We start from the raw sequence: 19,120 nt of genomic DNA on the forward strand, positions 1-19,120 counted from the left end.
ACCGGCTCAGTCGGACTCGAACTTGTAGCCCAGGCCTCGCACGGTGACGATGAAGCGCGGGTCGGCGGGGTCGGGCTCGATCTTGGCGCGCAGGCGCTTCACGTGCACGTCGAGGGTCTTGGTGTCGCCGACGTAGTCGCTACCCCAGACGCGGTCGATGAGCTGCATCCGGGTCAGCACGCGACCGGTGTTGCGCAGCAACATCTCCAGCAGCTCGAACTCCTTGAGCGGGAGCTGGGTCGTCTCACCCGAGACGGTGACGATGTGGCGCTCGACGTCCATGCGCACCGGCCCTGCCTCGATCGTCGCGGGCACGAGGTCCTCGGGCTCGGACAGCCGGCGCAGCACCGCCTTGATCCGGGCCAGGAGCTCACGCGAGGAGTACGGCTTCGTGACGTAGTCGTCGGCCCCGATCTCGAGTCCCACGACCTTGTCGATCTCGCTGTCCTTGGCGGTCAGCATGATCACCGGGACGTTGGAGCGCTGGCGCAGGGCGCGGCACACCTCCGTGCCCGACAGCCCGGGCAGCATGAGGTCGAGCAGCACGAGGTCCGCCCCGGACCGGTCGAAGTCCTCGAGGGCCTCCGGTCCGGTCTCGGCGACGGCCACCTCGTAGCCCTCCTTGCGCAGCAGGTAGGACAGGGGGTCGGAGAACGACACCTCGTCCTCGACGACCAGGATTCGGGTCATGCGCGGGGGTCTCCTTGTGACGGCAGGGATTCTGAGGACTCTGGGGGGACACCGCCGCCGGAGCGGTCGGCGGCGGCAGGCAGGCGGATGGTGAAGGTCGAACCGCGACCCTCCTCGCTCCACACGGTGACGTCGCCGCCGTGGTTGCTGCAGATGTGCTTGACGATGGCCAGGCCGAGACCGGTGCCGCCGGTGGCGCGCGAGCGCGCACCGTCGACCCGGTAGAAACGCTCGAAGATGCGGGCCTGCTCCGACTCGGGGATGCCCTGGCCCTGGTCGGTCACGGTGATCTCGACCATGTCGTCATTCAGCCGACCGCCGACGGCGACGCGACTGCCGTTGTCGGAGTAGGCGATCGCGTTGCCGATGAGGTTGCGGACCGCGGTGACGAGGAGGTCCTCGTCGCCGAACACCTTGAGGTCCGGGGCGCACGCCTCAGCGATCTCGATCTGCTTGGCGTCCGCACCGACGCGGGAGTAGTCGATGGCCTCGTGGACGGCTGCCGTCACGTCGACGAGGCGGGGTTCGTGCAGCGTGTCGGCGACCTGCAGGCGAGACAGGTCGACGATCTCCTTGACCAGCTGGGCCAGTCGGTGGCTCTCGACCTGCATGCGCCCGGCGAACCGCTCGACCGCCTCGGGGTCGTCCTTGGCGTCGAGGATCGCCTCGGCGAGCAGTCCGATGCCACCCACCGGGGTCTTCAGCTCGTGGCTGACGTTCGCGACGAAGTCCCGGCGGACCTCCTCGACGCGACGGGCCTGCGTGTGGTCCTCGACGAGGAGCAGCACGTGGCTGCTGCCGAGCGGGGCGACCCGGGCCTGCATGATCGAGCGGCCCTGCCCGAGCGGTCCGCGCGACAGCTCCAGCTGGGACTCGCGGATCACCCCGTCCCGGCGGACCTGACGGGCGAGGTGGCGAAGCTCGGCGTGGACGAGCTCGCCGTCGCGGACGAGGCCGTAGGCGACAGCCGCCGGGGACATCTTGGTCACGGCGTCGGCGGGGTCGACCACGATGGCGCTCGAGCGCAGCACCGCGAGGACGTCGCCCACCCCCGGCGGCAGCGACGTCACGGGCGGCATCTCGGGCAGCTGGGTCTGCTGGCGTTCGGAGTACCGCACGGCGACGACAGCCAGGGCGCCGGTCAGCAGGCCGGCGAACCCGGCCAGCACGGCAGCAGTGGTCGCATCCACGATCCCAATGTACGGTGCGCGTCATACCCGTCAGCGACGGAAACAGGACTCGCCCGCACGGGACCCCCAGATGTTCACCTGAGGTCATCCGACCGTTCACTGCCCTGTGCGAGCCTCGGCTCGCACGCACGACCGCACTCACGCTAGGGAAGTAATGCGCGACGCTTTTCACGAGGACCTCGACACGATCTCCGACCAGCTGGTCGAGATGACCCGTCTGGCGGGCTCGGCCATGTCCCGGGCCACGACCGCCCTCCTCGACGCCGACATCCAGCTCGCCGAGTCGGTCATCCAGGCCGACAAGGAGCTCGACCGCATGCGTGAGGGGCTCGACGCCCTCTCGATCGACCTGCTCGCCCGCCAGCAGCCGGTCGCCACCGACCTGCGCATGGTGGTCACCTCGATGCGCATGAGCGCGGACCTCGAGCGGATGGGTGACCTCGCCCGCCACGTCGCCAAGGTGGCCCGGCTGCGCTACCCCGAGTCGGCCGTCCCCGCCGACATCCGCGCCACGATCCTCCAGATGGGCCAGGTCGCCGAACGCATCGTCGCCAAGTGCGGCCAGGTCATCGCGGCCAAGGACGTCGAGGACGCCAAGACGCTCGAGCGCGACGACGACGCGATGGACGAGCTGCACCGCACGTTGTTCAGCCACCTCATCGACGGGACGTGGAAGCACGGCACCGAGGCAGCGGTGGACATGACCCTCGTCGGCCGCTACTACGAGCGCTTCGCCGACCACGCCGTCTCGGTGGCCCACCGGGTCGTCTACCTCGTGACCGGCGAGTGGGACGTCGCCGAGGACCACGAGGAGCAGGAGGACAAGAGCTCCACCGCACTCTGACGCCCTGACTGGGTCGGTGGCACCACCCGAAGCTCCCGAAAGTTTCTCCGCCGGCTCTCAACCTGCGCCATGCTGACCCGCGTCTAGGGGGTAGGTGCCGACATCGGGTCGGCAGGCCGTCAGGGGGTGGGACGTGGACGCAGCGGGCGAGGAGGAGTTCCGCCGCTTCGTGCAGGCGAGGTGGAACGCCCTGGTGCGGACGGCCTACCTGCTCACCGGCGACCAGGGCCGCGCGGAGGACCTCGTCCAGCAGACCCTCGTCAAGGTGCACCGGCGCTGGGACCACATCTCCCGCGACGAGACCGGCGGCGGGCCCTACGCCTACACCCGTGCGGCGCTCGCGAACGAGTCCGCCTCGTGGTGGCGTCGGCGCCGGGTCGCCGAGACCCTGGGCGAGGTCCCTGCCCACGCGGACCGCGCCACCGGTGATGTGTATGCCGCGTACGACACCCGCGACGAGGTCGCCCGGGCGGTCCTCGCCCTGCCACCCCGCATGCGGGCGGTGGTGGTGCTGCGCTACTTCGACGACCTCTCCGAGGCCGCCACCGCCGATGCGCTCGGCATGTCGCGGGGCTCGGTGAAGAGCCAGGCCTCGCGCGGGCTGGAACGCCTCCGCACCGTGCTCGCCCAGACCAACGGCGCCCCCGAGAGGAGCCTGTCATGAGCCTCGAGACCCAGCTGCGTGATGCCCTCGTCTCCCGGGCCGACGCGCTCGACGCCCCGGCCTTCGACCCCTACGAGCGGGTCGCCGGTGCGGTGGTCACGCAGCGCCGACGTCGCCGGGTCGCCACCGCCGGTGCCGTGGCTGCCGTCGCCGTCGTCGCCCTGCTCGTGCCCGGCCTGGTGCAGGGCGGGCGCGACTCGACCCTGCCGGCCAAGCGCACCCAGGTCGTCGTCCCAGGCCCGAACGACCCACGCTGGCGCTCGTTCACCACGTGGCCGACCCGTGGTTCCCTGGCCACCGACAAGGCCTTCCTGGACACGGTGGGCATGCGGTTCGGGGCCTTGAACATCCTCTACGCCGCCGACCTGCCCACCTCCCGCGTCGTGGTGAGCTACAACTCCAGCGCCGACGACGCGCAGAAGCTCACCATGTACTCCGGCCCTCGCGGGGCGGCAGCCGGGGACCTGGCCGAGGTCTCCTCGTCAGCCGGTGGCCTCGACGACGTCGTGAGCATTCGCGAGCACGCCGACGAGGACTCCACGCTCGTCGTGCTGGCCAGTCCCGCCGTCTCCCGAGCAGGCATCTCGCGCTCGGTGCAGATCGGTCTGGACGGGTCGGTGACCCGCGACGCGTTCCGGCCCGTCACGCTGGCCGACGGGATGTACGCGGAGGTCCTCGAGGACTCCCCGCCGGCCCTGACCCGCGTGTCGGTCGAGGGTGATGACCAAGCTGCCGCCAAGCGCCGCGTCACGCTCATGGGTCGGCCGACCAAGGACGCCGCCGGTGAGGGTTCCATCTGCCTGGGCTGCACCGGAGAGGACTTCCGTGCCAAGGCCGAGCTCGCGATCGGCGAGGGCGACGCCTACCGGCTCGGCCTCGACCCGAAGGACGTCCGGACCACCACGCGCTTCTTCGGGGCGGCCGACCCGGCAGTCGTTGAGCGCACGGAGTTGGGCGCGAAGGGCCAGGTCACGAGTCAGGTCATCGTCGTGGACACCACGCTGACCGCCGGTCAGGTGCTGCGCAGCGCGGTCGTCGTCGTGAGCGAGAAGGACGGCAGCCAGGCCATGACGATGGAGTCCGCCACCGGCGTCCCGATCGACGCGGCCACCGCAGCCGAGCGTCCGTTCGTGCTCGACCAGCAGGTCGACGGCGACCGCGTGATCCACCAGGTGTTCGCCCCCACTGCCGCGAAGGTGCAGCTGGTGTCGCCGGGGACCCTCGCCTACCCGCCGTCGGCGGTCGTGCCGGTGCGGAACGGCTCCGCCATCGTCACCACCCAGCGGACGGACCCGTCCATCGCCCCCTACGAGGTGGTCACCTTCGACGCCGCCGGCACGCAGACCGGCCGGTGGCCCATCGACCTCCCGTCGGAGGACGAGTGGATGGCGGGCGCGACGCCGTAGGGCGAGGGCTGCTAGCGGCCCTGGTTGGCCACGGCGGCCGCAGCCTCCGCGGCGGCCTCCGGGTCGAGGTACTCCGCCGGCTTCGTCGGCATGAAGTCGTCCCCGAGGGTGTAGACGAGGGGCTGGCCCGTCGGGATGTTGAGCCCGGCGATGTCCTCGTCGCTGATCTGGTCGAGGTGCTTGACCAGGGCGCGCAGGCTGTTTCCGTGGGCGGTGACGAGCACGGTCTCACCAGCGCGCAGGTCGTCCTGGATGGCGCCTTCCCAGTAGGGCATCATCCGGGCGATGACGTCCTTGAGGCACTCGGTGCGGGGCACCTCGATGCCGTCGTAGCGCGGGTCGCCCGACTGGTCGAACTCCGAGCCCACCTCGATCGCCGGCGGAGGGGTGTCGAAGGACCGGCGCCAGAGCATGAACTGCTCGTCGCCGTACTTCTCACGCGTGGCCGCCTTGTCCAGGCCCTGCAGCGCGCCGTAGTGACGCTCGTTGAGGCGCCAGTCGCGGCGCACCGGGATCCAGTGGCGGTCTGCCGCATCGAGCGCGAGGTTGGCCGTGGTGATGGCGCGGCGCAGCACGGAGGTGTGCACGACGGTCGGCAGAACTCCCTTGTCCTTCAACAGCTTTCCACCGGCGACGGCCTCCTCACGACCTTGGTCGTTGAGGTCGACGTCGACCCACCCGGTGAAGAGGTTCTTGGCGTTCCAGTCGGAGTGCCCGTGGCGCAGCAGGATCAAGGTGTATGCCATGGGTCCAGCGTAGTGACCGGTCGCTGCGGGGTGCAGGGGCCGTCTCAGGGCCCGGTGGAGTCCGTCGAAGAGGCGCCGTCCAACAGGTGGCGGAACGCGTCCAGGTTGCGCAACGACTCACCGCGGGACACCCGCCAGTCCCACTCCTTCTGCATGCTGGAGAGGAAGCCGATGGCGAGCAGCTCGTTGAAGTGCGAGTCCGCTGCCTCGAGCAGGGCGCCCATGAGCTGGTCGAGGTAGCCGGCGTCGACGCCGGCTGCGGGCAGGCGACCGGTCACGTAGACGTCGCCCGAGGTGTCGATGGCGTAGGCGAGCCCGGGCAGGCGCAGGTTCTTGCGCAGCAGGTAGCGGTAGAACTTCTCGTGGTTCTCGTCGGGGTTGCGGATCACGAAGGCGGACACCGACAGTGACGCCTCTCCCACGACGAGGGAGGCGACGGTCCTGAGCTTCTTCTCGCCCGGGAGGGTGACGACGTACTCACCGGCTCGCGCACCCTGCTCCCAGTCGATCCCGGCGTCCGCGAGGTAGGCCTCGACGGTGCCGCCCAGCGCGGAGGCTTCGGCGCCACGCGTCACGGGGTCACCGCCGAAGGCACGCCGGCCAACGCGCCATTGGGCGACGGCAGGTCGGACGCGCGCTCCCGGGCCCGCATCGCCTCGACGTAGACCTCGTAGAGACGATCTGCGGTCCGGTCCCAACCGAACAGGGCCGCATGGTCGACCGCCTTGCGGGAGAGCACCTTTCGGCGGTCGGGGTCCATGAGGAGTCCTTCCAGGGCGTCGGCCCACGTCGCGATGTCGTGACCGTCGACCAGGACGCCTGCGTCACCGACCGCCGTCGGGAGACCGCCGACGTCGGCGGCCACGACAGGAGTCCCGCAGGCCTGCGCCTCGACGGCGACGAGACCGAACGACTCGGAGTGGGAGGGGACGGCCACCAGGTCCGCGGCGCGGTACCACTGCGCGAGCTCGGGTCGGGACACCGGCGGGACGAACCGGACCTGCGGTGCGACACCGAGGGCAACGGCCAGCTCCTGCAGGGACTGCGGGTGCTCCAGCCCGGAACCGCTCGGGCCCCCGAGCACCGCGACGACCAGCTGACCACGCCAGTCAGGGTGCCGACCGATCAGCTCGGCCGCCGCCTTGACGAGCACGTCGGGTGCCTTGAGCGGCTGGATCCGGCCGACGAACAGGAGCACCTTCGCGTCGTGCGGCACGCCCACGGCGGCGCGGGCAGCGCCCTGGTCCCCCGGCGCGAAGACCGACAGGTCGACACCCGGCGGCACCACCACGACCTTGGAGGGCTCGGCGCCATACAGGTCGATGAGCTCGGCCCGCTCCCCCGACGTGTTGGCGATGAGGCGGTCTGCCGCCTCGACGACCTGGAGCTCCCCGATCTCGCGGCCGGACGGCTCCGGCGCGTCGCCCTCGGCGAGGTGGCGGTTCTTGACGCGGGCCATGGTGTGCATGGTGTGCACGAGCGGCACCTGCCAGCGGTCGGCCGCGAGCCAGCCCACCTGGCCGGACAGCCAGTAGTGGCTGTGCACGAGGCTGTAGTGGTCCTCCGGGGCGTGGGCGCCGGTGCGCATCACGCCGGCGGCAAAGGCGCAGAGCTGGCCGGGCAGGTCGTTCTTGCCGAGGCCCTCGTAGGGACCGGCCGTCACGTGGCGGACCAGCACCCCCGGCTCCAGCTCGACGGTCGGCGCGAGCTCGGCGGTGGTGGTCCGGGTGAAGATCTCGACCTCGACGTCGCGCTTGGCGAGCTCCCGCGCCACCTCGACGACGTAGACGTTGAGGCCGCCGGCGTCACCCGTCCCCGGCTGCTCCAGCGGTGAGGTGTGGACGCTGAGCATGGCGACGCGGTCGATGCGGTCGCGGGTGCCCATGCCGCCGAGTCTGCCACTGCGGGGCGGGCGCTACGGCGACGGGGCGGGCTGGGGTCGTGCGTACGACGAGACGGTCAGGAATCCGGCGTCCGACCAGATGTGGACGTCGGTGCGCCCGTCGGAGCGGACGTCGACACCGCGGGCCACCCGACCCGGCCCGACCCCGATGTCGGTGCCGAGGTTGGTGGAGAACGCCGCCTGCCCCTCGAGGGCGCCCCTCGCGATCCAGGCCGCCGAGCCGCGCAGGTTGCCCGCGGGCAGCGCCGGACGCAGCCCCGTCGTGAGCGGCCGGTGGTCGAGGTGCCAGACGATGCCGTCGGCGCCGTTGACCGATGCGCCGATCCGGATCACCGAACCCGCCAGCTCGACCCGGATGACCACGGGCATCGACCCCTCACCGTCGGCGATGGTGCCGAAGTAGGTCGCCCGCCCGGGGAGGAACACCAGCTCGTCGATGCTGAGGTTGCCCAGGCGACGGGTCACGTCCTCCTCGGTGTCGGCACCCGTGCCGGTCGCCCGCCCCTCGAGCGCGGTGAGCATGGACCCGCCGATGACGGTCTGCGTGAGCAGGTTGGGCCCGCGCAGGATCCGCAGCCCGTCGGCATACAGCGAGACCGAGACCCCACCACCGAGGGTGGCGACGCCCTTGGCGTCCGGGGCCACGCGGAGCAGCCCCGGGGAGACGTCGGCGAGACCGGCGTCCCGACCGAGCCAGCCCGGCAGCTGCGTCGACAGGCCGAGCAGGGCGAGGGCTCCCAGCGAGGCCACCAGCGCGACCATGCTGCGGCTGATGTTCCTCTCGCGCCAACGCACGGGTCCAACCCTAGGGCGCGGCGCCACGTACGCTGCTTCCGTGGTGGTGCAACGGCCGGTCGGGACGATCACGCGCGGCACCACCAACCCCAACCGGCTGCGCCGCGTCGACCGGTGGCTCGCCGGCCCGCAGGCCTGGCGGCTGCGTCGCTCGCCGGGACCGCCCGTCGTCGTCGACCTGGGTTACGGCGCCTCCCCCGTCACCGCCGTGGAGCTGCACGACCGCCTCCGTATGGTGCGCGGCGACGTGGAGGTGGTGGGGATCGAGATCGAGCCGGCGAGGGTCGCCCTCGGACAGGCGCTCGCGCGGGAGGGGCTGTCGTTCCGGCTCGGCGGCTTCGAGGTGCCGCTCGAGGCCGGGCGGCGGGCCACGGTGGTGCGCGCGTTCAACGTGCTGCGGCAGTATGACGAGTCGCAGGTGGCCGCAGCCTGGGACACGGTCCGCGACCGTCTCACCGACGACGGCCTGCTCGTCGACGGCACCTGCGACGAGCTCGGCCGTCGCAGCACCTGGGTCGCCGTCGACCGAGCAGGACCGGTCTCCCTCACGCTGTCATGGCGGCTGCGCGCCCTCGAGGCTCCCTCGGACATCGCCGAGCGGCTGCCGAAGGCGCTGATCCACCGCAACGTCGCCGGCGAGCCCGTGCACGCCTACCTCGTCGCCGTCGACCGGGCCTGGGCGCACGCGGCGCACCACGCGAGCTTCGGGGTGCGGCAACGGTTCCTCGCGACGGCAGCAGCCCTGCGCGAGGACGGCTGGCCCTTGCTCGACGGACCCAGCCGGTGGCGGCTGGGCGAGCTCACCGTCGCCTGGGACGCGGTGGCCCCGGGGGCTCAGCGGGCGTAGTCGTCCTGGAGGCGGACGATGTCGGCCTCGTCGAAGTCACCGAAGGCGACCTCGAGCAGTCGACCGGGGGCATCGCCCTGGTTGGCCATGCGGTGCACGGCACCCTGGGGGACCCAGACCTTCTCGCCCGGCTGGGCGCTCCACGTCTGCTCGCCGACGGTGACCTCGATCGGTCCGTCGAGGACCTGCCAGAACTCGCCGCGGTTCTCGTGCGTCTGGAGCGAGAGCCGGTGTCCCGGCTGGACGGTGATGATCTTGACCGTCACGCGCTCGTTGGACACGAACTGCTCGAACTGGCCCCACGGCCGTTCCTGCACGAAGATCTCGTCGCGCGGGTCGCGCATCTGTACTCCCCTGTCGTCCTTGACCACGTCATTCGTCGCGTCTGCCACGACGTCCTCCACCTTGTCGGCCGCCATCGCCGTCACCAGGGCCCGTAGGGACCCATGTGCTGGTTGCCTCCGCCACCGCGACCCACCATGGACCGCAGGGCCGGACGGACATCGGCGAGGTAGATCGCCGCGCCCACGAAGGCGATGAGACCGATCGAGAAGATCCGCCCCGAGGGCCCGATCGACACGAACCCGAGCACGACGGCGATGCCGAGGATGATCGTCCAGAACTTCTTCGTGCGCTTGCCCGCCGCGGCATACACCTCGGGCTTGTAGCGCAGGCCGTCGACGAGCGCGAAGACCTCGACGGCGAAGGCCACGAGGCTGAGCAGCAGCGTGACGTAGGCCTGGAGGCTCCCGAGTGTCCCGAACATGGGCCCCAGCCTAGACGTCAGACGTCGACGACCAGTGTCACCGGGCCGTCGTTGACGAGGGACACCTGCATGTCCGCGCCGAACACCCCGGTCGCCACCTCGACCCCGCGCCCGCGCAGCGCGGCCACGACCGCCTCCACCAGCGGCTCGGCGACCGGCCCCGGGGCGGCGTTGTTCCACGACGGGCGACGCCCCTTGCGGGTGTCGGCATAGAGCGTGAACTGGCTGACCACGAGCACCGGGGCACCCTCGTCGACCACGGACCGCTCACCGTCGAGGATGCGCAGGTCGCCGATCTTCCGGGCCAGGGCGGCCACCTGCTCGGCGCCGTCGTCGTGGGTCACGCCGACCAGGGCCAGCAGCCCCGGGCGGTCGATCGCGCCGACCACCTCGCCGTCGACCGTGACCGAGGCCGACGTCACCCGCTGGAGGACCGCGCGCACGGGACTCAGGCGTCCGGGGTCAGAGGTTCACGGCGACGATCGCGCCGACCGGCTCGCCGTGGCCGAGGACCGGTGAGTTCTCGAGCTGGGCCAGGGCCGCGGACTCGACGCCGAGGCGACGCAGCACCGCGGCCAGGATGACCGGCTTGGCCCGCGGGTAGCCGTCGGCGACCTTGAGGGCGATCCCGCGCCCGTCGGCCAGCCCCACGGCATACACGGACTCGGCGCCGTCCTTGGCGATGAGGCCGGGGGTGTGCTCGATGAGGGCGGTCACGTCGCGACCGGTGCCACCGAGGTAGGCGGGGTTGGTGCGGATCCCGTCGGCGACCTCGGCCTCGGGGGTGCCGGCGGGCGCCGAGGCCATCGTGCCGAACGCGCGCGCCAGCCCGGCGAGCGTCACGGCCATGACGGGCGCACCGCAGCCGTCCACCGCGGTCGAGGCGATCTCGTCACCGGTGAGCTCGGCCAGGGTCTCGGCGATGGCGACCTGGAGCGGGTGGGCGGGGTCGCGGTAGGTCGCGGTGTCCCACCCGTTGACGACGCAGGTGGCCAGCATGGCGGCGTGCTTGCCCGAGCAGTTCTGCGTGATGGGGAGCTTGCCGCCACCGCTGCGCAGGACGGCCTCGCGGGCCTCCTCGTTCACGGGGTAGTCGGGGGTGTTCTGGAGCGCACCCTCGGTGAGGCCGGCGGCGGCGAGCATCTCGCGCACGGCCGCGAGGTGGAAGTCCTCGCCGGAGTGGCTCGCCGACGCGAGCGCGAGGTGCGCGGGCGGCACACGCAGACCCGCGCGCACCATCGCCAGCGTCTGGATCGGCTTGAGCGAGGACCGCGGGAACACCGGGTCGTCCACCGCTCCGAGCGCGAGGAGGTGCTCGCCCCCGTCGGGCGCGGTCGCGACGACCGAGGCGCGGTGGGCGGACTCCACGAACCCGCCACGCACGTAGTGCGCGAGGACCGGGGCGTCGGCGAGGGCGGGTGGGGTGTCGGTATGCAGCGTGCTCACCCGACCGAGCCTAGCCACGCAGTCGGGGACGACGACGGCCCCCACCCTGTTGGGGTGGGGGCCGTCGCTGGTCTGCTCAGGGCAGGACGGTGATCAGCTGCCGACCTTCTCCGCGGTCTTCGCGGTGGCCTTCTTGGCGGTGGAGGCGGTCTTGCGGGCACCGGTGGTCGCGCGCTTGGTGGCGGACTTGGTGGCCGTGGCCGACTTCTTGGTGGTGGTGGAGGTGCGCTTGGCGGCCGTGCGGGTGCGCTTCGCGGACTCCTTGGCCGCCGCGGCGACCTCGGTGGTGTCGGCGGCCACGGTGTCGACGACGACCTCGGCGACCGCAGCGGCCTCCTTGCGACCGGTGGTCAGCGTGGCCTTGGCCGAGCGCTGGATCTCGTTCGCGGACTTGCGCACGGTGGTGACCGCACCCTTGCCGAGGGCGACCGTGGTCTCGGCCTGGGCGATGAGGTCCTTGGTGGCCTTCTGGCTGCGCACGCGCTTGACGAGCTTCTCACCGCGGGCGGCGACGGACTCGTAGGACTCCTGCGCCTTGCCGGCCAGCTCGAGGCTGCGGTTGAGGGCCAGGGCCGGGAGCTCCTGCGCCTGCTCGGCCACACCGAACGCACGGGCCTGGGCCTTGGTCGTGATGGTGGAGGGCTTGAGGTCGTTGGTCAGCTCGACGCCGACCGTCGTGGCGCGGACGCGGGCGTCGCGCACCTTCTCGACGGCGAGGTCGGTCAGGCCGACGACGGCGAACACGGGGGTGGTGTCGATGACGTTCTTGCGGATGTCGGCAACGAGTGCCATGTCAGTCTCCTTGGGTGCGGGTGGTGGAGGTCGTGGTGCTGCGCTTGCTCGTGCCCGACTTCGTGCGGGCGGCGGGGCGGGGCGCCGCGCTCTTGCGAGGGCGTTTCGTCGGGGCGGCGTCGCCACCGACGAAGGAGTCGTAGATGTCCAGCAGGGCGGACTTCTGTCGGTCGCTGAGTCGCGGGTCGGCGCCGATGACGGCCCGGGTGTCGGGCGCCTCGGCCGGGTGGCCGTGGCGCTCGTCGAGGATCCCGGCCCGCACGTAGAGCGACTCCGCCGAGACCTCGAGGCCCTTGGCGAGCTGCTGGAGGATCTCGGCGCTGGGCTTCTTCAGGCCCCGCTCGATCTGCGACAGGTAGGGGTTGGAGATGCCGGCGAGCTCGGACAGCTGGCGCAGAGACAGCTTCGCGGACGTGCGCTGCTCGCGCAGGTAGTCACCGAGGCTGTCACCCCCCAGGGGTCCAAGTGGAAGTCGGCTCATGCCTCCATCATGCTTGCTCTAGTTAGCAACATGCAAACTGGAGGCAGCGTGACGGTGACCACACCGCGACTCTTCATGCGCGAAACGCAGGGTGGGGGGCNGGCAGCAGGGTCAGGCGGCGCGGCGGTCCTTGACCCCGAGCAGCACGCGGGCGTCCTGCGTGGACATCGCCGGGCGCTGCATGACCTCGGCGAGGTGGGCGACGCGCTCGACGAGCTCGCGGTTGTGCTGCACCTGGACCCCGCGCGAGAAGACCACGTTGTCCTCCATGCCCACCCGCAGGTGACCACCGGCCGCGAGCGCGGCAGCCGCAATCGGCAGGTGGGTGCGCCCGATACCGGTCGCTGCCCACGACGTGACCTCTGCCGGGAGCATCGCGACGCCCGCGAGCAGGGCCGCAGGCGTGCCGGGCATGCCGCCGGGGACGCCGGTGACGAAGTCGACGTGCACCTTGCCGCCGAAGGGCAGGCCGTGGGTGTCGATGAGGCGCGCCAGCGCCGCGACGTGGCCGAGGTCGAACAGCTCGAACTCCGGCACCACGTCGCGCTCCTGCGCCTGCACGTAGAGGTCGGACATGAAGCCGTACGGATTGAGGAAGACGTCGTCGCCGAAGTTGGTGGTGCCGCAGGTCAACGAGCAGGAGTCGGGCTCGGCGTCGAGGACGGTCAGCCGCTGCTCGAGCGGGTCGTGGACGCTGCCACCGGTCGACAGCTGCACGATGAGCGAGGTCTGCTCGCGCAAGGCGTCGACAGCGGCCTTGAGGTGGCCGTGGTCCAGGGTCGGGCGGTGCTCGCCGTCGCGGATGTGCAGGTGGATCATCGACGCCCCGGCGGCCTCGCACGAGACGGCGGTCTCGACGAGCTCCTCGAGCGTGGTCGGCAGCTGGGGGAAGTCACCCTTGGACAGCTCGGCGCCGGTGGGCGCGACGGTGATCAGGGTGCCGGGGGTGGTGGCCATGGCGGACATCATGGCAGTCCGTCAGGGGGCGACGACCTCGGTCTGGCTGCCGCTGACGCCACCGACGACCAGGGTGGCGTCGAGGGGGGTGTTGCGCTTGACGAGGGCCAGGCCGATCGGTCCGTCCTCGTGGTGGCGCGCCACCGAGGTGAGCAGGCCGACCTGCTTGCCGCCGAGCAGCACCGGCTCGCCGCGCTCGGGCAGCGTGTGGCCCGAGCCGTCGAGGTGCAGGAACACCAGGCGCCGCGGCGGGCGACCGAGGTTGTGCACGCGTGCCACCGTCTCCTGACCGCGGTAGCAGCCCTTGTGCAGGTGGATCGCGGTGCGCAGCCAGTCGGTCTCGTGCGCGATGGTGCGGTGGTCGGTCTCGAACCCCAGCCGCGGCCGCCAGGCGGCCACACGCAAGGCCTCGGCCGCCCAGGAGCCGGCCAGGTCGCGGTCGCCCACGGCCGCCTCGAGGTCGGCGACCGGCACGAGGACCTCGCGCCACGCCCGCCCCTGCGCCGGGTGCCCTTCGACCGGACCGTATGCAGCGGTGTCGCCGACCAGCCCCGGCCACGGGTCGCGCCAGGCCAGCAGCTCGCCGGGCTGCGCCTCGGCGCCGGAGGGCTCGCCCAGCACGGCCCAGTCGTCGCTGACGTCGGCGACCTCGACGCGCAGCATGAAGCGCATCGAGTCGAGCCAGGTGACCAGCGGCGTGGCCGCACCCGGCTCGGTGGTGATCCAGGTCGTCTCGCCGTCGTCGACGAGGTGCAGGTCGTGCTCGATGTGGCCCTTCGGGCTGAGGACCAGGGTCTCGCGGGACTCGCGCGGGGGCAGACCGGTGAGGTGCTGGGTCGTGATCGAGTGCAGCCAGGACAGGCGGTCGGGACCGGTCACGGTGACCACGCCACGGTGGGACAGGTCGACGACGGCCAGGCCCTCGACGAGGAGCCGCTGCTCACGCAGGGGGTCGCCGTAGTGCGCGGCCACACCGGCGTCCGGGCCGTCGCCCTCGACCGCGCCGGGACGCGACAGCAGCACCGAGCGGTGGCGGGGTTCGACCGCGGGGCCGCCCGCGCCGTCTGCGGTGTGGTCGGTGGCCTGCTCGGCGGGGACCGGGGTCGTCGGGGTCTGCGTCATGCGGGGTGCACCTCTGTCGTCGGGTGGCCGTCCACGGCCGTCAGGATCGGCTCGCGCAGGCTGCGCACTGGCCGTGCACCGCCATGTGGGTCACGTCTGCAACAAAGCCGGTGGCGCCGAGAACATTCCCGGTGAACGTCTCGGCGAGGCTGCGGTCGCACTGCTCCACCCGTCCGCAGCTGCGGCAGACGAGGTGGATGTGGTCGGCGTGGTCCGCCAGGTGGTAGCTCGGCGCCCGGTGGTCGAGATGGGTGTGGCCCACGACCCCGAGGGACTCCAGCGCCTCGAGCGCGCGGTAGACCGTCGACGGCGCGAGGGTCGCTCCCCCGTCCTGCGACACCCGGGCGACGACGTCCTCCGGGGTGGCGTGACCGAGCGTGGCCACGGCGTCGAGCACCCGCTGGCGCTGGGGCGTCATCCTGCGACCCTGGGCCCGCAACTGCTCGCCGACGTCTTGCACGAGGACCACTCTACGGTCGCCGCAGGGACCGACTTGCCGGATCTGCCCCGTCGTGCCACTTACACTTGCCGGGTGCTGGACCAATTCGAAGAGACGCAGACCCCGCCCGCGCGCCCCAGGCGTTCCCGCCTGCGGCGGACCTTGGCGATCGTCCTGGCCCTCGTTCTCCTCGTCGTGGTCGGCGGTTCGGCGGGCTACCTGCTGTTCCTCAACAACAAGGTCAGCTCGAACGTCCAGCGCGAGTCCCTGCTCCCGACACCCGGTGTCAGCGGCGCGACCGAGGCCCCGACCAAGAAGGCCGCGGCGAAGGACGCCCAGAACTTCCTCATCATCGGCTCCGACGCCCGCTCGGGGCTGGCCGGCTCGCGTTCCGACGTCATCGTGCTGATGCACGTCTCGGCCGACCGCAAGTCCGTCAACCTCATCCACTTCCCCCGCGACCTCTACGTCGACCTGCCCGGGCGTGGCAAGGACAAGATCAACGCCGCCTTCGCGTACGGGGGCGCGCCCCTGCTGGTCCAGACCCTCCAGGGACTCGTCGGCGTGCCGATCGACCACGTGGCGATCATCGACTTCGAGGGCTTCAAGCGCATGACCGATGCCGTGGGCGGCGTCAACGTCTACGTCGAGGAGTCCAGCGCCAGCGGTGGCTACACGTTCACCAAGGGCTACCAGCAGATGGGTGGCGCCGAGGCGCTGGCCTTCGTCCGCGAGCGCAAGGACCTCAGCGAAGGCGACATCTCGCGCGGCAAGCGCCAGCAGGCCTTCATCAAGGCCCTCATGCTCAAGTCGCTCAGCAAGGACGTGCTCGGCAACCCGGTCAAGCTCGCCCAGTTCGTCGAGGCGGGCACCTCCAACCTCACGGTGGACGAGGGCTTCTCGACCGGCGACATGCGCAGCGAGGCCGTGGCCATGCGCAACCTGCGCGGCAAGGACATCGCCTTCATCACGGCACCGTTCACCGGCTACGGCACCTCCCCCGCCGGCGCGTCGATCGACATCCTCGACGAGCCCGGCATGGCCGCCCTCGGCGAGGCGCTGCAGAACGACGCGATGGACACCTACGAGGACGTCACCCGCACGCCGTAGCCGCCGGTCGACCGCCCGCCCCGGTCAGGGGCGTGACAACGCCCGGACCACCACGGGCAGGGACGCCCTGATCTGGTCGGCCATGGCGTCGAACACCTCGGGCTCGCGGCGGTAGGGGTCGACGACGTCCGCCTCGGCAGCCGGCAGCGACGGCACCATGCCGCGCTCGGCCGCCGCCAACCGCACCGTCCGCACCAGGTGCTCGCGGGCCGAGTCCGCGGGCGCGTCCAGCTCGCCGACCGGGACCGCCGCCACCAGCTGGGCGAACTCGCGGAACGCGAACACCCGACGCAGGGCGCGCGGGTGCAGGGTCGTGACCCGACCGATGTGGGCCCGCGTCGCGGTCAGGACGAGGTCGGCATCCGCGACCATGCCCTCCTCGAGGTGCCGGGCGACGAACCCCGAGGCGTCGTATCCCGCGGCCTCCAGCCGCGTGCGCGCCTGCGCCTCCATGCCGTGCCCGGCCAGGGCCCCCGTCCCGGCGCTGGCGACCTCGACGGCACCGGCCCCCCAGGAACGGTCGAGCTCAGCCTGGAGCGCCCGCTCAAGGAACGGCGAACGGCAGATGTTGCCGGTGCAGACGGTGAGGATCCGCGCCGGCCGGGCGGTCAACGCCTCAGCCCACGCGCTTGAGCTCGGCGGACACGTGGCTCTGGAGCTTCTGGCCCACGGCAGCCATGTCCATGGCCCACAGCAGGTTGGAGTTGACCAGCCCGTAGAGCCGGGTGGCCGCGTTGTACTCCTTGGCGTGCGGGCTGCGGAGCACGCCGTCGGTGCGCAGCTCGATCTTGGCCGGCTCGGCCTTGCCGAAGTAGAGCTCGACGATGCCTGTGGGGTGGGCCAGCACCAGCTCGACCTCGCCGTCCTCGACCGGTCGCCAGAACCCGAGCTCGGTGGCCAGCGGGCGCACCTGCTCACCTGCGTCGTTGAGCAGCCAGGTGCGGCTCTGCCACGTGAGGAACGGGCGGCCGTCGTGGCTGACCTCGATCTCCTGGCCGAAGTTGGCCGACTCGATCGTGGGGTAGCCGACGACCCCGGCACCCTCCCAGCGGCCGATCATCCAGGCCAATGGGGCGAGCTCACGGGGCAGGTCGGTGTCGAGGTGAAACACCATCAGCGGGGCGTCTTCACCAGGCGGTAGACGACGAACCCGGCGAACCAGGTGATGACGACGGCGGAGGCGACCAGCAGGCCGATGTAGAAGTAGTGCACGCACCAGATCGTAGCCTGTGGGCCATGACCGCTCCTCGTGCCCGCCTCGTGGTCAAGGCCACCTGCGGCGCCCCTGACTCCCCCACCACCGGCAGCGACACCGACACCGGGTCGGACACCGCGTCGGTCGAACGCCTCAACCAGGCGCTGACCGTGGCTGCCACCGCGGCGGCGAGCGGCGTCGAGGTCAGCCTGTGGCTGACCGGTGACGCGTCCTGGATGGCGGTCCCGGGGCGGGCCGAGCGGGTCGAGCTCCCCCATGCCGCACCCCTGCGCGACCTCGTCGACGCGGTCCTCGCCACAGGCACCGTGACGGTGTGCGGCCAGTGCGCAGCGCGTCGCGACCTCAGCGCGGCGGACCTCATCGAGGGCGTGGTGGTACGCGGCGCAGCCGCCTTCGTCGAGGAGGTCATGGCCGAGGGCGTCCAGGCCCTCGTCTACTGAGCGACCGCACCCGGACGAAGAGCCCGGACGGTCTCGCTCGGACGACGCTCAGACGAAGAAGGACGAGCGGACCACCACGTAGGCCACCACGCCGACGAGCAGCGAGGACGACGCACCGACGGCGAGCTGGGCCCGAGGCATCGCCGTGGCCGGCAGAACCGCCATCACCCGGCGGGCCGCGTGCGAGACGGCGGCGGCCAGCAGCCCGAGCAGCGCCGCCGACCACGGCTTGGGCTCCCCGGCAGCGAACGACACGGCCATCCCGGCGGCGCCACCGATGAACATCGAGATGAACAGGGCCCACTGGCGCAGCCGCTGGACCTTGATGAGCGGGTCGGCGAGGACACCGACACCCAGCCCGGCCATGCTCGCCGCCAACGCGTGCTCTCCGTCGAGGAACTGCGGGACCGGGGCCAGCGCGATGCCGGCGGAGATGATGGCCAGCCCCATCACGCTGGCGGACACCGACTCGGTGAGGCGGGGCCTCCCGTCCCGTCGCATCAGCTGGTGCAGGAACGCCACGATCACCGAGATCGCCATCGCCGCAGGCATCCACTGGAGGAACGGCTCGTCGCGGGTCAGCAGGACGGTGCCCGTCATGAGGACGGTACCGACCGTGAGGACCGCGCTGGTGCCCCGAGGGCTGGGCAGGCTGAGCAGCTGGGGCCACCCCCACGCGACCACGAGCCCCGCGAGCGCCACGGCGAGAGCGACGAAGTCGGGGCTGGCATACCCGGTCAGTCCGACGAGCGCGGCGAACGCGACCGTCGCCGCGATGGTCAGCGGACGCGCCAGCAGTGCTCGCTTCGGCAGGGTGGTCGGGCTGTTGCTGCTGCGGGCACGGCGTTCGCGTCGGGTCATCGGGGCCGCAGGGGTCGCCGCCTGCTGCTCGGGAACGTCGGACACAGCCCGCATCCTCGCATCACCCACCGGCGAAGGGCGGCAGGACCTCGAGCACGGACCCGTCGGCCAGGGCGGCGTCGCGGCCGACCGCACGGCCGTCGAGCAGCAGGGTGCTCACGGCGGCGATCGGCTCCAGTGCCGGGTGCAGGTCCGTGACGGCAGCAACCGCCTCGGCGACGGTCCCACCGGACACCACGTCCTGCTCGGTGCCGGCGGCGGCACGCGCCCCGGCCCAGTACCGCACCGTCACCGAACCGGCTCGGGTCCCGGGGACCTGCTCGGACGGCATACCCAGCTCCTCCCGACCCACCACCCTCGTGGGGTGGGTCTCATCGTGAGACAAGGGTCTCAGCATGTGTTCGC

At 71.8% G+C, this 19,120-nt stretch carries 25 protein-coding genes; 6 read left to right on the forward strand and 19 right to left on the reverse strand.

Annotated features, from left to right (window positions below; translation table 11 throughout):
• Positions 1-6: 6 nt before the first annotated feature.
• Positions 7-690 (reverse strand): response regulator transcription factor, encoded by a 684-nt coding sequence (locus ABD286_RS12940; RefSeq protein ID WP_056916376.1) that lies wholly within the window; start codon positions 688-690, stop codon positions 7-9.
• Positions 687-1,880 (reverse strand): sensor histidine kinase, encoded by a 1,194-nt coding sequence (locus ABD286_RS12945; RefSeq protein ID WP_344194078.1) that lies wholly within the window; start codon positions 1,878-1,880, stop codon positions 687-689. The genes ABD286_RS12940 and ABD286_RS12945 overlap by 4 nt, the downstream gene beginning before the upstream one ends.
• 154 nt (positions 1,881-2,034) lie before the next feature.
• Here ABD286_RS12945 and phoU point away from each other — a divergent pair, with 154 nt between their 5' ends.
• From phoU to ABD286_RS12960, 3 genes are all read left to right on the forward strand, one after another.
• Positions 2,035-2,724: a phosphate signaling complex protein PhoU gene (gene phoU / locus ABD286_RS12950; RefSeq protein WP_344194081.1), complete on the forward strand. Its 690-nt coding sequence runs from the start codon at positions 2,035-2,037 to the stop codon at positions 2,722-2,724.
• Between the two features lie 133 nt (positions 2,725-2,857).
• Complete coding sequence (locus ABD286_RS12955) at positions 2,858-3,388, forward strand: SigE family RNA polymerase sigma factor (RefSeq protein WP_344194084.1); 531 nt, start codon at positions 2,858-2,860, stop codon at positions 3,386-3,388.
• Positions 3,385-4,794 (forward strand): hypothetical protein, encoded by a 1,410-nt coding sequence (locus tag ABD286_RS12960; RefSeq protein WP_344194087.1) that lies wholly within the window; start codon positions 3,385-3,387, stop codon positions 4,792-4,794. The genes ABD286_RS12955 and ABD286_RS12960 overlap by 4 nt, the downstream gene beginning before the upstream one ends.
• An 11-nt stretch (positions 4,795-4,805) precedes the next feature.
• Here the strand turns inward: ABD286_RS12960 and ABD286_RS12965 are convergent, their stop codons facing one another.
• The 4 genes from ABD286_RS12965 to ABD286_RS12980 are packed head-to-tail and all read right to left on the reverse strand — an operon-like array spanning position 4,806 to position 8,238.
• Complete coding sequence (locus tag ABD286_RS12965) at positions 4,806-5,540, reverse strand: phosphoglyceromutase (RefSeq protein ID WP_344194090.1); 735 nt, start codon at positions 5,538-5,540, stop codon at positions 4,806-4,808.
• A gap of 44 nt (positions 5,541-5,584) precedes the next feature.
• On the reverse strand, positions 5,585-6,115 hold the full coding sequence (locus tag ABD286_RS12970) for a YbjN domain-containing protein (RefSeq protein ID WP_344194093.1): 531 nt from the start codon (positions 6,113-6,115) through the stop codon (positions 5,585-5,587).
• Positions 6,112-7,425 carry a D-inositol-3-phosphate glycosyltransferase gene (gene mshA / locus ABD286_RS12975; protein WP_344194096.1) on the reverse strand — a complete coding sequence of 438 codons (1,314 nt, stop codon included), beginning with the start codon at positions 7,423-7,425 and terminating at the stop codon, positions 6,112-6,114. The genes ABD286_RS12970 and mshA overlap by 4 nt, the downstream gene beginning before the upstream one ends.
• 30 nt (positions 7,426-7,455) lie before the next feature.
• On the reverse strand, positions 7,456-8,238 hold the full coding sequence (locus ABD286_RS12980; protein WP_344194099.1) for a hypothetical protein: 783 nt from the start codon (positions 8,236-8,238) through the stop codon (positions 7,456-7,458).
• 43 nt (positions 8,239-8,281) lie between these two features.
• Between ABD286_RS12980 and ABD286_RS12985 the strand changes: the two genes are divergently transcribed.
• Positions 8,282-9,085, forward strand: a complete 804-nt coding sequence (locus ABD286_RS12985; RefSeq protein WP_425565397.1) for a class I SAM-dependent methyltransferase — start codon at positions 8,282-8,284, stop codon at positions 9,083-9,085.
• Here the strand turns inward: ABD286_RS12985 and ABD286_RS12990 are convergent.
• The 9 genes from ABD286_RS12990 to ABD286_RS13030 form a co-directional block, all read right to left on the reverse strand.
• Positions 9,073-9,504 (reverse strand): phosphomannose isomerase type II C-terminal cupin domain, encoded by a 432-nt coding sequence (locus ABD286_RS12990; RefSeq protein WP_344194732.1) that lies wholly within the window; start codon positions 9,502-9,504, stop codon positions 9,073-9,075. The genes ABD286_RS12985 and ABD286_RS12990 overlap by 13 nt on opposite strands.
• A gap of 5 nt (positions 9,505-9,509) precedes the next feature.
• Positions 9,510-9,851: a DUF2516 family protein gene (locus tag ABD286_RS12995; RefSeq protein WP_344194105.1), complete on the reverse strand. Its 342-nt coding sequence runs from the start codon at positions 9,849-9,851 to the stop codon at positions 9,510-9,512.
• A 17-nt stretch (positions 9,852-9,868) separates the two neighbouring features.
• Positions 9,869-10,294 (reverse strand): D-aminoacyl-tRNA deacylase, encoded by a 426-nt coding sequence (dtd, locus tag ABD286_RS13000; protein WP_344194108.1) that lies wholly within the window; start codon positions 10,292-10,294, stop codon positions 9,869-9,871.
• Between the two features lie 19 nt (positions 10,295-10,313).
• A complete protein-coding gene (locus ABD286_RS13005) occupies positions 10,314-11,297 on the reverse strand; it encodes an asparaginase (protein WP_344194111.1) in 984 nt (327 codons plus the stop codon).
• A gap of 93 nt (positions 11,298-11,390) precedes the next feature.
• Positions 11,391-12,089 carry a hypothetical protein gene (locus ABD286_RS13010; RefSeq protein ID WP_344194114.1) on the reverse strand — a complete coding sequence of 233 codons (699 nt, stop codon included), beginning with the start codon at positions 12,087-12,089 and terminating at the stop codon, positions 11,391-11,393.
• Position 12,090: 1 nt separating this feature from the next.
• The gene (locus ABD286_RS13015) at positions 12,091-12,570 is read right to left on the reverse strand and encodes a helix-turn-helix domain-containing protein (RefSeq protein ID WP_344194117.1); all 480 of its coding nucleotides are present in this window, start codon (positions 12,568-12,570) and stop codon (positions 12,091-12,093) included.
• Positions 12,571-12,681: 111 nt separating this feature from the next.
• Positions 12,682-13,527, reverse strand: coding sequence for a beta-keto acid cleavage family enzyme (locus ABD286_RS13020; protein WP_344194120.1), 846 nt, complete (start codon positions 13,525-13,527; stop codon positions 12,682-12,684).
• Positions 13,528-13,548: 21 nt separating this feature from the next.
• Complete coding sequence (gene ygfZ / locus ABD286_RS13025; RefSeq protein ID WP_344194123.1) at positions 13,549-14,649, reverse strand: CAF17-like 4Fe-4S cluster assembly/insertion protein YgfZ; 1,101 nt, start codon at positions 14,647-14,649, stop codon at positions 13,549-13,551.
• Positions 14,650-14,689: 40 nt separating this feature from the next.
• Entirely contained in the window at positions 14,690-15,067 is a 378-nt protein-coding gene (locus tag ABD286_RS13030; RefSeq protein ID WP_344194126.1) for a Fur family transcriptional regulator, read from the reverse strand.
• A gap of 114 nt (positions 15,068-15,181) precedes the next feature.
• On the opposite strand from ABD286_RS13030, the gene ABD286_RS13035 reads away from it, so the two are divergent.
• A complete protein-coding gene (locus ABD286_RS13035; RefSeq protein WP_344194128.1) occupies positions 15,182-16,198 on the forward strand; it encodes an LCP family protein in 1,017 nt (338 codons plus the stop codon).
• Positions 16,199-16,222: 24 nt separating this feature from the next.
• Here the strand turns inward: ABD286_RS13035 and ABD286_RS13040 are convergent, their stop codons facing one another.
• The gene (locus tag ABD286_RS13040; protein ID WP_344194131.1) at positions 16,223-16,810 is read right to left on the reverse strand and encodes an arsenate reductase/protein-tyrosine-phosphatase family protein; all 588 of its coding nucleotides are present in this window, start codon (positions 16,808-16,810) and stop codon (positions 16,223-16,225) included.
• A 4-nt stretch (positions 16,811-16,814) separates the two neighbouring features.
• On the reverse strand, positions 16,815-17,312 hold the full coding sequence (locus tag ABD286_RS13045; protein ID WP_344194134.1) for a heme-binding beta-barrel domain-containing protein: 498 nt from the start codon (positions 17,310-17,312) through the stop codon (positions 16,815-16,817).
• A gap of 122 nt (positions 17,313-17,434) precedes the next feature.
• On the opposite strand from ABD286_RS13045, the gene ABD286_RS13050 reads away from it, so the two are divergent.
• On the forward strand, positions 17,435-17,854 hold the full coding sequence (locus ABD286_RS13050; RefSeq protein WP_344194137.1) for a DsrE family protein: 420 nt from the start codon (positions 17,435-17,437) through the stop codon (positions 17,852-17,854).
• Positions 17,855-17,902: 48 nt separating this feature from the next.
• On the opposite strand, the gene ABD286_RS13055 is transcribed toward ABD286_RS13050, so the two are convergent.
• Together ABD286_RS13055 and ABD286_RS13060 are read right to left on the reverse strand one after the other, a co-directional pair.
• A complete protein-coding gene (locus ABD286_RS13055) occupies positions 17,903-18,760 on the reverse strand; it encodes a hypothetical protein (protein WP_344194140.1) in 858 nt (285 codons plus the stop codon).
• Positions 18,761-18,776: 16 nt separating this feature from the next.
• Positions 18,777-19,046 (reverse strand): MoaD/ThiS family protein, encoded by a 270-nt coding sequence (locus ABD286_RS13060; protein ID WP_344194143.1) that lies wholly within the window; start codon positions 19,044-19,046, stop codon positions 18,777-18,779.
• Between the last annotated feature and the right edge of the window lie 74 nt (positions 19,047-19,120).

It is taken from the genome of Pedococcus aerophilus (genome assembly GCF_039532215.1).
GTDB classification, from domain to species: Bacteria; Actinomycetota; Actinomycetes; order Actinomycetales; family Dermatophilaceae; genus Pedococcus; species Pedococcus aerophilus.